The sequence below is a fragment of the Bacillus sp. FSL W8-0102 genome (assembly GCF_038007225.1).
Classification (GTDB): Bacteria; Bacillota; Bacilli; order Bacillales; family DSM-4216; genus Bacillus_O; species Bacillus_O smithii.
The window spans coordinates 1,383,324-1,397,485 of the sequence record NZ_JBBOWT010000001.1 but is presented as its reverse complement, the minus strand read 5'-3'; the positions used below and the strand labels follow the sequence as shown (position 1 = coordinate 1,397,485).

Below are 14,162 nucleotides of genomic sequence, written 5' to 3'. Positions count from 1 at the left end.
GCCATTTTTTCACTGTGTGTTAATAAGTTGGCGGAGACGCTTTGCACTCCGGAGATGGTCCTTTTTAGATGATCGTTCATCACGTTTAAAGCGTCCACCAACTCCCCTATCTCATCTTTATTTTTTAGCTGCAATGGTTCTTTTGGAAGAGTGCCCTGTGCAATCATCAGAAGACGATCTTTTGCACGAACAATCGGACTTGAAATGATCTTTGTAAATATTTGAGTGACGACTAAACTGATGACAATGATCACGATAGCTAATGTCAAACCCCAGCCTGCTATGGTATTGCTATTGGAAACGATTTCATTTCCATTAGCGTGAATATTACTTTTTTCCTTTTGGGCAATGGAATCAAAATCAGCCATGATCTTTTGAGCGATCGGCTCCGCTTTTTGTTGCAACGCAGCCCGGGCTTCTTTTACTTTTCCTTGATCATAGGCTTTAATGACGTCATTGAGTACTAGAGATCGCCACTCCTTACTGTCCGCAATAACGGCTTTCATTTCCTTCGATGGATGGTCGCTTAAAATCGAGTCGGAAATGGCTTTGCTAGATTCCGTATATTGATTAAACTCATCCTTATATTTAGGATCTCCATAAAGAACATAAGCTCTGGCAAGAGCAATACGTTGCGAAATATTAAAACGCAGTTCTTGCTCCGCAACCAGCTCGGGAACTTGATTTTTGATCATATTCTCCGTTTTCTGATTCACGGTTTGGGAAGACACAAAGTAAATAACGGACATAATCGTCGACATGATGATTAAAATGCCGAAACCTAAATATAGTTTTCTTTTTATTGTTTTAAACATTATGCCCCCTCCTTCATTTTTCAAAATGCATTCAAGTGGACTCGATCTATTTTACCATAAAAACAGGAATATAGTACCATGTAAAAGAGTATAAGGAAGTAAAATGGAATCCGTGTATCGGAAAACGGGTTGTTTGTCGGTCTAAAACAGGATCCTTCATTGATTTTTTCGACATAGAGCAAAAAATCTTTACCCCTTATTAGAAAAAAGAACGAGGGGAGCGGACGGCCATCCATAGTCCGACGCGATTCGTCCTCTGCTCACTTGCGAACACTCTTGATGCGGAATCTTTTCGCTTTTGAATGCCAGAATTTATAGTGTGAATATTCCGAAAATATATAGAATTGTTTGCCTCTCCCTACTTATTCCACTATAATGAAATAGTATACATAGTGTATAGGAGGTATTAGGTTCATGACGGTGAAAAACCAAATAGTAGAGGCGTTTATCGAAATTCCTACCGGAAGCCAAAACAAATATGAGTTTGATAAAGAACGAGGAATTTTTAAATTAGACCGTGTTTTATTTTCGCCAATGTTTTACCCAGCAGAGTACGGTTATTTAGAAAATACGTTGGCTTTGGATGGAGATCCACTGGACATTCTTGTATTGGTGACAAATCCTACTTTCCCTGGATGCGTCATTGATACTCGTGTCATTGGCTATTTGAACATGATCGACAGCGGCGAAGAAGATGCTAAACTAATCGGTGTGCCTGTAGAAGATCCTCGTTTTGATGAAATCCATTCAATCGACGACTTACCGCAGCATAAACTAAAAGAAATCGCTCATTTCTTCGAACGCTATAAAGATTTGCAAGGCAAAAAAACCGAAATCGGCACTTGGGAAGGACCTGAAAAAGCCGCTAAACTGATCGAAGAATGCCGAGCACGCTACGAAGAAAGCAAATAAAAAGCAGGAAGTTTCACCTGCTCTCTTTTAAACCAATTTTTTCAAAAAAGACTCACGGACGCTCATGGCGTCCTTTTTCTTTTTACGGAGCTGTACCTTTCTCTGCAGACCACAGTCTGTAATCACCAAAACTAAAAGCATGTTTTTCTCCTGTACTGCTGCTGGTCTTAGCATAAGCAAGCCTTCCTCCAATGATCAGTATTCCGATGCAAGCCCCCATCGCTATTACGATGACCAACCGCTTTAAGTAATCCCGCATTCTGATCCTCCTCGGCAATTCTTTCACCATAAAACGTTATGATTCCAAATGACAAATTAGACCGCTTCATTTTATGTAAGCGATTCCATTTCAAAACAAAAAAGGGTCAACCTCCTTTATGATTAGATGATGATTCAATAAGGTCGACCCTTTCTATTCCCGTATAAAGGAAGATGTTTCCCATGTAACAAGATTTATCGCCATCATTCCCACATATGAATGGGTTTTCGACAGTTTGATTAATAAGGAAGATAAAAGGAGAATGTCGTTCCTTCACCCAACTTGCTTTGAACTCTGATGCTTCCTCCATGAGCTTCTACAATGTTTTTCGCAATCGAAAGCCCTAATCCAGTGCCGGATCGGCCGCGAGTCCTGGCTTTATCGGCTTTATAGAAGCGTTCAAACACGAACGGCAGATCTTCTTCCGGAATACCCGATCCGGAATCGATTACGTAAATGACAACGCCTTTCTGTTTTTTCTCCATATCCACCTTGACAAAACCGCCTTTAGGAGTATGGCGGAGAGCATTGTCAATCAAATTCGTCAACACTTGCTCAATGCGGTCCGGATCGATATTGGCGGCAAAAGATGGCTTGTCCCAATCGAACAGTAAACGAACCTCTTGATCCTTCGCCAATCCTTGAAACTTGTTCGTGACTCTTTTGATAAAAGCCGGAATTTCTACTTCTCTTTTTTGTAAGTTGGTATGCCCAGCTTCCATTCTCGCTAAATCTAATAATTCGTTGACCAGCCTTTTCATTCGCAATGATTCATCATAGATGATTTTCACGATTTCCTTCTTTTCTTCATCCGTCGCCGCGATGTCATCAATAATGGCTTCACTGTACCCTTGAAGCAAGGAAATAGGAGTTCTCAGCTCGTGGGAAACGTTGGCGATAAAATCTTTACGGAGCTTGTCCAGTCTGCGTTCTTCCGTCATATCCCGAACAACCGCTACAGCCCCCCGAACCGTTTCTCCACTGTATAAAGGGCTCACAATGACAACATACGTTCTTCCTTGAACAGTCAATTCACCTATTTGCTCTGATTCCTCCCGACGGAAAACTTTTCCCAATAATTCTTGAATAAGAGTCGGGGCGGTTTCCGGTTGTTCATCTTCTCTGTGCTCATAATACCAGTTTTGCAAAAAACGATCGGCCGGAGGATTCGTAATCAAAATCGTGCCATCTCGGTTAAAAGTGATCACTCCGTCTGCCATACTGCGCAAAATGCTGGCCAGCTGTTCTTTTTCCTGGTTAAGAGCATTCATGTTAAACTTAAGCCGTTTTGCCATGTGATTAAAAGCGATGCCTAACTCCCCGATTTCGTCAGACGTTAAAATCGGAACTTTCGCATCGAATTTTCCTTTTGCAAAAGAGCTCGTTGCTTCCTTCATCTTCCGCAAAGGGGCCGTAATCCGGGTGGATAAGAAAAAGGCAAACACCGTTGTCAAGAAAATCGCAATGCCGGCCGCCAATATAATCAGTTTAGTCGTCTGCTCCGACGTCTCCTTAATCACTTCCAGCGACTGATAAAGGAACACTGCTCCATTTTCATTCGGAGACATTTTCAGAGGAACTCCCACTACAATCGAATTTTCATAGCGATTGGAAAATTTTTTCCCACCATGGATGTTGATTTCTTTTTGGACATATTTTTTATTTTTGAAAACTTTGGACAATTGCTTGTCGTGTATGATGACGCTGCGGTCCAGTTTATCTTTCGGAGAAATATTGGGCGAATATAAAAAGGTGTCCTTATTCTTAGCAATAATGACATGAACATGTGAATCGACAATTTCCCATGCCATTTCCGTACCGATTTTTTCATTTGGATGGTGGGCCAGGATGTCCGCAATTTTTTCCGCGGTATTAGATAATTCCTTTTCCACCTGATTGACGTGGTAATTTTCGAAAAAACCTAACAGCAAAATGGTAAGAACAAATAAGACAAAGGACACCAAGAGCAAGATGGTCGCCCATAATTTTCCTACAATACTTCTCCAAAATTTCATTCAGGCTTTACCTCGAATTTATAGCCTACTCCCCAAACGGTTACAATCATTTTAGCGGCTTTTTCAGACACTTTGTTCAGCTTTTCCCGCAGCCGTTTTACGTGAGTGTCGACAGTACGCAAATCGCCAAAGAACTCATAATGCCAAACTTCCTTTAATAAGTGCTCGCGATCAAACACTTTATCCGGCGTTTTGGCCAGAAAATACAGAAGTTCGTATTCTTTCGGTGTTAAATTCACTTCTTTTCCGTCCGCGGTGACACGGTGGGCATCATTGTCAATGACTAAATGGGGATACACGATCATGTCCTTAGCAGAAGCGTTCGTATGCAAATAACTTGTCGTAGAAGCACGTCTCAGCAGCGCTTTTACCCTCAGCACAACTTCACGCGGGCTAAAAGGCTTAACGACGTAGTCATCTGCTCCGACTTCAAATCCTTGCACACGATTTGCTTCTTCGCCTTTAGCCGTCAGCATGATGACAGGAGTAGCTTTCTTTTCTCTTAACTCTTTGCATACTTCCACACCGTCTTTACCGGGCATCATGAGATCAAGAATGATGCAATCATAATCAGTGGTTAACGCTTTGTCTAACGCAGTAATTCCGTCGGCCGCTTCATCTATCACAAAATTTTCCTTTTCCAAATACATTTTCAATAGTCGCCGAATTCTTTCCTCATCGTCGACAATTAAAATTTTCATCTCTTCTTCCACTTTATTTCCCTCCTAGTCTAAACTAGTTGTTCATCCCCGCTTTATGCTAAACAAGTAAGGAGGAGCAGAAACTCTTTGCTCCATTGAATGGCGGGCCACATGCTTCATTTTAATAGGAAAAAAGCCTCTTGTGAACTACCCTCCACTTACCACCCTTTCGGGTTGCTTGAAGTGGGGGCTTCTCGGGTAATCCTGTCTCATGACAGGAAATTGACCGAGCTAACCCTCCTGTTCCGGGAGTTTGTATTTTCATGCTAATTCTAACAAGCGCAATCCTTCATTTTTGATATTGATTGCTGAATTGTGATCACGATCTAATACAATGCCGCAAGTACATTTATATACACGTTCAGATAATGGCATTTCTTTTTCATTCCCACAACGGGAACATTTTGATTATACCAAAATCTTTGGCTAACGCCTAACCGAAATTCATCTCCCACTTTCACTGGTGCTTCCGCACCTTCACGTTTTGAAGTAGGGCACTTCTTTCAGAGGGAAGTTAAAATCGGCTGCTACGCATAAGAATGCAGCCCGGCTATGACGAGATTGACCGCCACTAAGTTAAACATGATAATGATAAATCCGATCACCGCCATCCATGCGGATCGTTCTCCATGCCAGCCTTTGGAAAGACGCAAATGCAAAAAAGCAGCATAAAACAGCCAGGTAATAAGAGCCCAAACCTCTTTCGGGTCCCATCCCCAAAACCTTGTCCACGCAATTTGCGCCCAAATCATGGCAAAAACCAAAGCGCCTAAAGTGAAAACCGGAAAACCGATTAAAACAGCGCGGTAGCTGATTTCATCTACTAAGTCCAAGCTGATGTTTTGGACAAAAGGCTGCAGTAAAGCGGCTATTCGTTTTCTAGTGATCACTCGAATCAGCACGTATAGAATGGTGCCTGCTATCAACGACCAAATCACTGTATTCAGTTTTTTGGCATTAATGATAGCCGGAACGTAGAAAAGTGGATTCATAACGTTTTTCGTTTGCAAATCACCCTCATGAGGACCGATCAAAGCAGGCAGATTATATACCACTTCCGCCGGCTGTCCTTCTTTATTGACATACTGAAAAGCGGCTTCATAATCCATTATCCGGAAAATGGTTGTCACCGCCACAAAGCCGATGACCGCCACCAGTCCGTACATAATGACTTCCAGCCAAAAAGTCCGTTTGCTCGCTTTTGATTGATCCACCACTTTGATCAAATAAATGAGCCCGGCAATAAAACTGATGGATAAAATCCCTTCTCCTGCCGCCGCTGTCGTAACATGAATATGAAGCCAATCGCTTTGCAACGCGGGGATTAATGGACTGATTTCTCTTGGAAACATGCTCGCATAAGCGATGATAATGACCGCGACAGGAAGAGCGAAAAGGCCAAGTGCAGGCAAACGATAAATAAAATAAATAATGATAAAGGCCCCTACTAACATCATGCCAAAAAACGTCGTAAATTCAAATAAGTCACTCACCGGTGCATGCCCGGCAGCAGCCCATCTAGTAAAAAAATATCCGACTTGAGCGATAAAACCGACGATGGTGATCAAAATTCCTATTTTCGCCCAGCGATTAGGTTCCTTTACCATTTCAGCGTTTTTAGAGCGGATGGATCCGCCAAAAAAAAGCGTTGCTACTAAATACAGAATAAAAGCGGTATATAATAAATTACTGCTTAAATGTGCTAGCGTCACGCTTCTTCCCCCTTTTCAGATTGGTCAACCGGCACCGGCAATTGGGTTCCTTCTAGAATAGACGAAATTTCTTTTTTTAATCCATACCAGTTTTTATTTGTATGAGCAGCAATATAAACTTCGCCATCTACTTTTCTAATCCAAATCCTGCGATGATTCCAATAAGCGCCTTGAATGACGCCGATCATAAAAATCGCTCCCCCCAGGGCTAAAATCCAAAGAGTTAAATCTTTATGGACTGTCAATGCAGAGACATTCCGTGTTTCAAGGCTTTTAAACTTCATTTTATAATCGGTTGTACCAAGCGGCTCGATAGTCTGCCTGATCGCTACAAAACTCACTTCTCCATCAGGATGCTCAGGCGAAAACATTTTAAATAAGAAAGCAGGATTATTCGGAATCGGAGATTTGGATTGTGGCTCACCATTATTGGCAAATCCTGAAAAATCAGGATAATAACCCATTAATTTTACTTTATAGCCATGTCCTAACGAATACGTTTCTTTAGGTTGAAAAAGATCCACTTTTACCGTTCCGAACTCTTTGCCTGTTTTTTTGTCCGTTAAAGTAAACACCATCGCTTTTGGTTCGCCCAGTTTAAAGGAAGATTGGTAAATCGCGTAATGATCCAATTTGATTGGATGGTTGACACGGATGGCTCCTTCCTTTATCTTTTTTAATTTCGGTGGCGCTCCCGGCAGCCCTTGATTTTCATTTTTATAAAGAACTACATTGGATTGATAGTTTTTAGCGATGTTTCCAACGCGATCAATTGCTTGGTTAAAAACTTCCGGATCTTTCTTTTTGCTGTATTCCTGCAAAATAAATTTTTTATTTTGAACATAATATTTTCCGTTTGTCCCCGGAACCTCCAAGGTTTCCCCTTCCCTTATCCAAAGAAGCTTGTCTACATACATGCCGTCAACCGAACGCAACATAGCTCCAAATAAGAAAATGATCAAACCGATATGATTCACATAAGGTCCCCAGCGGGAAAAGCGTCCTTTTTCCGCCAACAGGGCTTCATCATCCATTCGGATACGGTAATGTTTTTTTTCCAGCTTTTTCTTGATTTTTTCGATGTCTTCATGAAAGTGATGGGCGGAACTTTGAGCAAACAAACGTTGCTTCTTCATAAAGGACTCATGTCGAACCACCCTTTGATTTCTTAAAGCGCGGTACAACGGGATGACCCTGTCAAGACTACAGATGACAAGTGATACTCCGATTAAAGCAATGAGCGTTATATACCAGACAGAGTTGTAAAGATCGTAAAAACCAAGCTTATAATAAATTTCCCCCAACGTTCCATAGACTTGTTTGTAATAATCTCCCGGGTCCACATTTTGAGGAATATACATTTTTTGAGGAAAAATCGTCCCGATGGCACTGGCAATCAACGTGACAATAATGAGGATAACTCCTACTTTAACAGAAGAAAAAAAGTTCCATATTTTATCAATGATCGTTTTATGATAAGTTTGGGAACGTCGAGCGCTTCCTTCGTAGCGCATATTATAAAGTTTGCTTTGTTTCGCTTCTTCCGTAAGTGCTCTCCCGCACGCTTCACAAAGAATAGTGCCATGAGGATTTACGTGGCCGCATTCACATTTCACCTTTTCCATAGTATTTCTCCTCTAACATTATGGTTTAATTTCCGCCAATTTTTCTCGCACTTGTTCCTCATTTTGAAGCCCGCCGATGATGACTTCTTTCACTCTTCCTTTTGAATCAATAAGAAAAGTAGTCGGCAAAGGATCGACTCCGTACGCTCTCAGCACCTCCTTATTGCCATCAATCATGATTGGAAATGTGAGATGGTATTGTTCGGCAAATTTTTTTACTACTAAATCAGGTTCACCGACATTGACAGCGAGGATTTCTACTCCTTTGCTTTTATACTCTTTTCCTACTTTCTCCAAATCCGGCATTTCTTTTTTGCATGGCTCGCACCATGTCCCCCAAAAATTAAGAAAAACTCCTTTTCCTTTGTAATCAGAAAGCTTATGTTCTTTCCCATGCAAATCTTTCAAGACAAAATCAGGGGCTTGATCCCCCTTTTGAACGGACCCTTTCTCATCTCTTGTTAAATTGGCATAAAGTGTATAGCCAACTGCAGCGGCTAAGATGAGGAGAATGATCGTCCGTACCAAAAGGCGTCTTTTCTTTTTATCCACATCAGCACCTCCATCTGATGAAACGATTTCTTCTTCATAGAAGAAAATGCTTCCGTCACATCGTTCATTCAGTATGTACAACAAAGGAAGCGGCCGTTGTCAAAGCAGTGCCTTTGTCAGGCAGTCCGGCCGGATGCGCCATATAGTTTGAATTATGGTAAAAGTTTGATCTTTTTCAAAAATGAGACAATCACAGAATTTACATTCATTATACCATTTATTCCTTTATTGAATAGAAGAATGAAGATTCGCGAATTTTATATTTTGAAAACCTCTTCATTCTCCTCTCAGCGCCAGTTCTCTCAGCTGCTTCACTTCATGAGGAGATAATTCACGAAACTCTCCGGCATTTAAACCTTGCAGCGTCAAAAAAGCAAAACGTTCTCTTCTTAATTTCAATACAGGATAGCCAATTTTTTCAAACATTCGTCTAACTTGCCTATTTCTTCCCTCATGAATCGTGATTTCAACAATGGCGGTATTCTTTTTGCGGTCGCCACTTAAGAATTTGATTTTAGCGGGTGCCGTCATCCCGTCTTCCAATTCCACCCCTTTTTCCAACTGCTTTAAGGCTGGACGAGGAGGAATGCCTTTCAGTTTGGCAATATAAGTCTTTTCTATTTTATAGCGAGGATGCATGAGCAGATTGGCGAATTCTCCGTCATTCGTCAACAACAACAGGCCTGAAGTATCATAGTCAAGACGTCCAATTGGATAAATCCTCTTGTCCACATGAGGAAAGAAATCGATCACCGTTTTCCGTCCTTTATCATCTCGAACCGAAGAAATCACACCTCTTGGTTTGTACAGCAGAAAATACACTTTTTCTTCCCTTTCAACAGGAATCCCTTCTACTTCAATCTTATCGCTGTCTGAAACTTTCGTACCAAGTTCCGTAACTACTTCTCCATTTACTTTTACTTTTCCTTCTACTATCAGCTGCTCGGCTTTTCTTCTTGAAGCAATTCCTGCCTGAGCAATCACCTTTTGCAATCTTTCCATTTCCATCACCTCTACTGATTTCCTTAGTTGACATTCCTTACTGCATTATCACATATCGTTCCAAAAAAGCAAAGATGAATGTCATGAACGCAAAACGGGACGCTGTCTAACTGTTTTTCGTCGATCTTTCGATGGACGGGTCATGCATTGAAATTTCAGTGGCAACATAAAAAAATGGGACTGCCCCAATAGTCAGTAAAATGACTAAGAGGTGCCCCCTTTTTTGATGTAAAGCTTTCTATCAAACATATTTGTGAACGAGAAAATCACTCGCTTTTCGTGTCTTGATCCGTGACACGCCTCGCACGTCCCTCGCTGCTAGGGATCTCGCCCGCTTCGCAATCATCACAGTAAAATGTTATCCGAGACAAATAAAAAAATCGCCTTTTCCATGTATGCAGATGAAAGAAGTTCATATGAAAAACGGCAGCTGATACCAGGTTGCAATGTTTAGATCGGACATTGAAACCCGTTCCTCAAAGATCAACAGACACCGGTTGCTTCACCTCGCATTTGGAAAAACGGAAAGCGTCATGTCCGCCTAAGCCAAATCCAGATATTAGTAGATGCGGGTTACGAGAAAAAACAACTATTTATATACTTTTTTCGAAAAATCATATGAACCGGAGGTCAGGAACCAAAAACGAGAGTCACCACGATGATAGCCACTATAAATCCCGCCAAATCGGCCAAAAGTCCGACTTTTAAGGCATCCCCCATTTTTTTTACCCCAACGGCTCCAAAATAAACAGTCAAAACGTACATTGTTGTATCCGTGCTTCCTTGAATAACCGAAGCCAATCGGCCAATATACGAATCAGGACCGTGAGTCGAAATCAAATCGGTCATCATTCCAAGCGCCGCATTGCCGGAAATCGGTCTAATTAAGGCAAGAGGTATGATTTCAGGTGGAATCCCTGCTTTTAACAATAAGGGTTTTATGCAGCCAACCAAAAATTCCAGAGCGCCGGATGCTCGAAAAATGCCTATCGACACCATCATCCCCACTAAATAAGGAATAATGGAAAAAGCCATTTGAATCCCTTCTTTCCCACCTTCCACGAACGTTTCATACGTCGGTACTTTTTTCATTGTTCCATACAATAATATAAAACCTATAATAAAAGGAATGAGCCATAAGGATATGGCGGATATCCACTGCATATTATTTCACTCCGTTTTTCCTTCGATAATAAAAATACCGGTCAATTAAAATGCCAAAAATAGCGGAAAATACAGTGGAAACTAATGTTGGACCAACAATTTCAGTCGGCGAGGAAGAATGGTAAGTGATACGGACCGCGATTACCGTCGTAGGAATCAAGGTAATGCTCGATGTATTAATAGCCAAAAAAGTAATCATCGAGCGGCTGGCTGTCTCCTTTCCGCCATTCAACTTTTTCAACTGCTCCATCGCTTTTATTCCAAGGGGTGTTGCTGCATTCCCAAGTCCGAATAAATTGGCCATCATATTGGATACAATATATCCTAATGCAGGATGGTCGGGAGGCACTTCGGGAAAAAGCCGCCTCACGAGCGGGCGAAAGGCTTTGGACATTTTATCAAGCAAACCGGATTCTTGGGCGATTCTCATCATGCCGAGCCAAAATACTAATACACTGATCAATCCAATGCACAACGTGACTGCTTGGCCGGCTGTTTCGAAGATGGCTTCATTCACTTTATCCATATTTCCATTCACCATCGCAAATAGCAAGCCAATGATCGTCATTCCTACCCATATATAGTTAACCATTTGATTTCACACCCATCTGCATCGCAAACAAGTCTTTCCAGTACTGTATCCAACCTTTTTTCTCTGTTTTGACTGGTTCAAAGTAAATCGGAATGGACCGAACTTGACGATGATCAAAATAGACAACAGCCCGACCTACTAATGAAGGCACATTTCGGCCTTTTTTCCAAGCCTTTTTAGGCTTTAGCAATTCATAATTCACTTCTACTTTTTTTTCTTCTTTTTTGGTGAGAGGCAGTACCACTTCTTTCTTTGTGTAAACTCGTCCTTTATAAAAAGAATTTTTTACTTCGTCAATTTTTCCTTTTGGCAAAACTACTTTTGGATCGTAACGATCAAATGCATAGTCAAACATTTTTATATGATCATCCCAATCATTTGGATCATCCAAAGTGACGGCAATTAAATCAAAGTCTCCTTTTTGGGCAGTAGATACAAGCGTCCTTTTCGCTTTTTTGGTATATCCTGTTTTTCCGCCCGTACTATATGGATATTTTTCCGTCAACAGTTTGTTTTTATTTTTCCAGACCCTGTCCCAATCCCCCCTGGGGTCAGGCACTTTGTACACTTTAGTACCTGCAATTTTCCGATAGGTTTTATTTTGCATTGCATATTTCGTTAACAGCGCCATATCGTAAGCCGTAGAAAAATGATCATCCGAATCATCAAGACCGTGTGGATTCGAAAAATGAGTGTTTTTCATGCCGATCTCTTTCGCTTTTTGATTCATGAGAAAAACGAATCCTTCTACGCTTCCCCCCACGTGTTCCGCAATCGCAACAGCTGCGTCATTTCCTGATCTAAGCATTAATCCATAAACAAGGTCTTTCAGTTTTATTTTTTCTCCTGGTTGTAAATATAGGGAAGAGCCTTCTGTATGAACGGCACGCTCAGACACTTTGACTGTATCATTTAATTTTCCGGATTCAATTGCCACGATGGCCGTCATGATTTTCGTAATGCTGGCAATCCGCTTAATCTCGTGGGGGTCTTTCTCAAATAATATACGGCCGCTGTTTTGATCCATCAAAACGGCGCTTTTAGCGCTGATCGATAGTTTCGCCTCTACCGGCTTGGGCCATAAAGGAACAAGTAGCAAAAGGGAGAAACATATGTAAACCAAACTCCTTTTCATTTCCGCCCTCTCCTTCTGTTGTTTGTACAAGTCTATGCAGAAGAAATCGGCATATGATGAAAAGTTGTCGCATTCTTCATATCGCAAACGGGAAAAAATCAAGTAGTGAGAGGGAATTCCGGCAGCTATTTTTTCATTGGAATCATTTACGGCAATGTTTCTATATTCTTTCACTCCTCATAAACAAATAAAAAAGGCAAAAGTGATTTCATTTTAAAATCACTTTTGCCCTTGCAAAAAATGTTTTGATTTTCAATTTACTATATCGTAAAGGAATTATTCTTCAATTTGTAATGTTTCCTGGAATTTTTCAAAAAATAAATCCGCATCCTGCTGATATTCCTCTTCCTCAGGCTGACGGAGCGGTGGCAATTCGTTTAAATCTTTCAGTCCGAAGTAGTCGAGAAACTCATTCGTAGTGCCGTACAAAATCGGTCTTCCCGGGCTTTCTTTTCTTCCGACTTCTTTTATCAATCCTTTCGATATGAGCGTCTGAATAGGACGCTCCGTTTGGACGCCGCGAATCTCCTCAATCTCTACTTTCGTTATGGGTTGTTTATAAGCGACGATGGCCAGCGTTTCCAGCGCCGCTTGCGACAATGACTGAGGCCGCGCCGTTTCAACCATCTTTTTTAAATAAGGAGCATTTTCTTTTTTAGTAGCAAGCTGGAACGTATGGGCCCACTCGATGATCTGTAATCCTCGTTGTTCATTGTTTTCATATTCTTGCTTCAGATCATTGACAATGTCCATGGCTTCGTATTCTTCAATTTCCAATACATCCGCGATTTGCTTTAACGTCAATCCTTCGTCTCCGGCAGCAAAAAGCAAACTCTCTAAGATGCTTTTCCAATGAATCAATTCCAATCGTTATGCTCCTCCTTTCACTGCCAAGAAAATTTCCGAAAAATTTTCATCCTGTTCCGCCACTATTTCGTTTCTTTTCATCAACTCCAAGATAGCCAAAAACGTCACGACGATCACTTCTTTGCCGGTATCAGAGAATAATTCGGAAAATTTTTGCCGTTTTCCGGTTGAGCGCAGCGTCTTTAAAATTTCATCCATTTTTTCTTCAATCGGAATTTCTTCTCTGGCAATTTTGGCCGAAAGTGGCCGTTTCAGTTTTTTCCTCCGGAGCATTTTGTGATAAGCGGCGATCATATCATATACGGTGACCTGTAAATCTTTCAGCGGAGCCTCCTCTTTGGCATAGGATGATAAGTCTGCCGGAGGTTTCGTGAAGATTTGTCCTCTTTCTGCTTCCTTTTCTTTTAACAGCTTAGCTGCCTCTTTAAATTGTTTATATTCTATCAACTTTGTCACTAGTTCCTCTCGAGGATCTTCCGGTTCCCATTCCTCAATATCATCGACGATTTCTTCTTCTTGCTTTGGAAGCAGCATTTTACTCTTTATCGCTAACAGCGTTGCCGCCATGACTAAATATTCGCTGGCTACATCGAGCTCGAGCTCTTTCATCGTATGAATATACAGCATATATTGCTCGGTAATTTCCGCCATTGGAATGTCGTAAATATCAATTTCCAGATGCTGGATTAAATGAAGAAGCAAATCTAAAGGCCCTTCAAAACCTTCAACTTTTACATTAATCTGCATATTATCACCAATTCTAAAAAGCAGAAGATATTTCTTCTTTAAGATCATCAGATTGGTACATGCT

The 14,162-nt window shown here is 41.2% G+C and carries 13 protein-coding genes and 2 pseudogenes; 1 reads left to right on the top strand and 14 read right to left on the bottom strand.

The features are described from left to right. Nucleotides 1-77: 77 nt before the first annotated feature. A pseudogene (locus N1I87_RS18005) lies at nucleotides 78-815 on the bottom strand (MCP four helix bundle domain-containing protein); the annotation flags it as partial. Between the two features lie 414 nt (nucleotides 816-1,229). On the opposite strand from N1I87_RS18005, the gene N1I87_RS06775 reads away from it, so the two are divergent. Continuing rightward, a complete protein-coding gene (locus N1I87_RS06775) occupies nucleotides 1,230-1,727 on the top strand; it encodes an inorganic diphosphatase (protein ID WP_327796629.1) in 498 nt (165 codons plus the stop codon). An 82-nt stretch (nucleotides 1,728-1,809) separates the two neighbouring features. Here N1I87_RS06775 and N1I87_RS06770 read toward each other — a convergent pair whose 3' ends face one another. The 13 genes and pseudogenes from N1I87_RS06770 to N1I87_RS06710 all read right to left on the bottom strand — a co-directional run bounded on the left by N1I87_RS06770 (nucleotide 1,810) and on the right by N1I87_RS06710 (nucleotide 14,098). Further along, nucleotides 1,810-1,986, bottom strand: a complete 177-nt coding sequence (locus N1I87_RS06770; protein WP_003355200.1) for a hypothetical protein — start codon at nucleotides 1,984-1,986, stop codon at nucleotides 1,810-1,812. 239 nt (nucleotides 1,987-2,225) lie between these two features. Next, nucleotides 2,226-4,001, bottom strand: coding sequence for an ATP-binding protein (locus N1I87_RS06765; RefSeq protein ID WP_341101108.1), 1,776 nt, complete (start codon nucleotides 3,999-4,001; stop codon nucleotides 2,226-2,228). Then, a complete protein-coding gene (locus N1I87_RS06760; protein WP_327796659.1) occupies nucleotides 3,998-4,702 on the bottom strand; it encodes a response regulator transcription factor in 705 nt (234 codons plus the stop codon). Before N1I87_RS06760 ends, N1I87_RS06765 begins: the two co-directional genes overlap by 4 nt. Nucleotides 4,703-4,963: 261 nt before the next feature. Continuing rightward, nucleotides 4,964-5,107 (bottom strand): annotated as a pseudogene (locus N1I87_RS06755) (zinc ribbon domain-containing protein); the annotation flags it as partial. A gap of 122 nt (nucleotides 5,108-5,229) precedes the next feature. Then, nucleotides 5,230-6,414 carry a c-type cytochrome biogenesis protein CcsB gene (gene ccsB, locus N1I87_RS06750; RefSeq protein ID WP_340397227.1) on the bottom strand — a complete coding sequence of 395 codons (1,185 nt, stop codon included), beginning with the start codon at nucleotides 6,412-6,414 and terminating at the stop codon, nucleotides 5,230-5,232. Next, nucleotides 6,411-8,039, bottom strand: coding sequence for a cytochrome c biogenesis protein ResB (locus N1I87_RS06745; protein WP_341096900.1), 1,629 nt, complete (start codon nucleotides 8,037-8,039; stop codon nucleotides 6,411-6,413). The genes ccsB and N1I87_RS06745 overlap by 4 nt, the downstream gene beginning before the upstream one ends. Nucleotides 8,040-8,057: 18 nt before the next feature. Further along, nucleotides 8,058-8,591 (bottom strand): thiol-disulfide oxidoreductase ResA, encoded by a 534-nt coding sequence (resA, locus tag N1I87_RS06740; protein WP_003355205.1) that lies wholly within the window; start codon nucleotides 8,589-8,591, stop codon nucleotides 8,058-8,060. Between the two features lie 276 nt (nucleotides 8,592-8,867). Further along, nucleotides 8,868-9,593 (bottom strand): pseudouridine synthase, encoded by a 726-nt coding sequence (locus tag N1I87_RS06735; RefSeq protein WP_328202655.1) that lies wholly within the window; start codon nucleotides 9,591-9,593, stop codon nucleotides 8,868-8,870. Nucleotides 9,594-10,223: 630 nt separating this feature from the next. Continuing rightward, complete coding sequence (locus tag N1I87_RS06730; RefSeq protein ID WP_048623608.1) at nucleotides 10,224-10,757, bottom strand: spore maturation protein; 534 nt, start codon at nucleotides 10,755-10,757, stop codon at nucleotides 10,224-10,226. A gap of 1 nt (nucleotide 10,758) precedes the next feature. Beyond that, nucleotides 10,759-11,349 (bottom strand): nucleoside recognition domain-containing protein, encoded by a 591-nt coding sequence (locus N1I87_RS06725; protein WP_270583121.1) that lies wholly within the window; start codon nucleotides 11,347-11,349, stop codon nucleotides 10,759-10,761. Next, entirely contained in the window at nucleotides 11,342-12,484 is a 1,143-nt protein-coding gene (locus tag N1I87_RS06720) for a D-alanyl-D-alanine carboxypeptidase family protein (RefSeq protein WP_341101107.1), read from the bottom strand. Before N1I87_RS06720 ends, N1I87_RS06725 begins: the two co-directional genes overlap by 8 nt. A 276-nt stretch (nucleotides 12,485-12,760) precedes the next feature. Beyond that, nucleotides 12,761-13,351, bottom strand: a complete 591-nt coding sequence (gene scpB, locus N1I87_RS06715) for an SMC-Scp complex subunit ScpB (RefSeq protein WP_327802853.1) — start codon at nucleotides 13,349-13,351, stop codon at nucleotides 12,761-12,763. Nucleotides 13,352-13,354: 3 nt separating this feature from the next. Continuing rightward, a complete protein-coding gene (locus tag N1I87_RS06710) occupies nucleotides 13,355-14,098 on the bottom strand; it encodes a segregation/condensation protein A (RefSeq protein WP_327824033.1) in 744 nt (247 codons plus the stop codon). Nucleotides 14,099-14,162 lie beyond the last annotated feature (64 nt).

Bases quoted from the DNA above. Each gene is read 5' to 3' on its own strand.
- N1I87_RS06775 (WP_327796629.1), top strand. From the start codon at position 1,230: ATGACGGTGAAAAACCAAATAGTAGAGGCGTTTATCGAAATTCCTACC.
- N1I87_RS06770 (WP_003355200.1), bottom strand. From the start codon at position 1,986: ATGCGGGATTACTTAAAGCGGTTGGTCATCGTAATAGCGATGGGGGCT.
- N1I87_RS06765 (WP_341101108.1), bottom strand. From the start codon at position 4,001: ATGAAATTTTGGAGAAGTATTGTAGGAAAATTATGGGCGACCATCTTG.
- N1I87_RS06760 (WP_327796659.1), bottom strand. From the start codon at position 4,702: ATGAAAATTTTAATTGTCGACGATGAGGAAAGAATTCGGCGACTATTG.
- N1I87_RS06745 (WP_341096900.1), bottom strand. From the start codon at position 8,039: ATGGAAAAGGTGAAATGTGAATGCGGCCACGTAAATCCTCATGGCACT.
- N1I87_RS06735 (WP_328202655.1), bottom strand. From the start codon at position 9,593: ATGGAAAGATTGCAAAAGGTGATTGCTCAGGCAGGAATTGCTTCAAGA.
- N1I87_RS06730 (WP_048623608.1), bottom strand. From the start codon at position 10,757: ATGCAGTGGATATCCGCCATATCCTTATGGCTCATTCCTTTTATTATA.
- N1I87_RS06725 (WP_270583121.1), bottom strand. From the start codon at position 11,349: ATGGTTAACTATATATGGGTAGGAATGACGATCATTGGCTTGCTATTT.
- N1I87_RS06720 (WP_341101107.1), bottom strand. From the start codon at position 12,484: ATGAAAAGGAGTTTGGTTTACATATGTTTCTCCCTTTTGCTACTTGTT.
- N1I87_RS06710 (WP_327824033.1), bottom strand. From the start codon at position 14,098: ATGCAGATTAATGTAAAAGTTGAAGGTTTTGAAGGGCCTTTAGATTTG.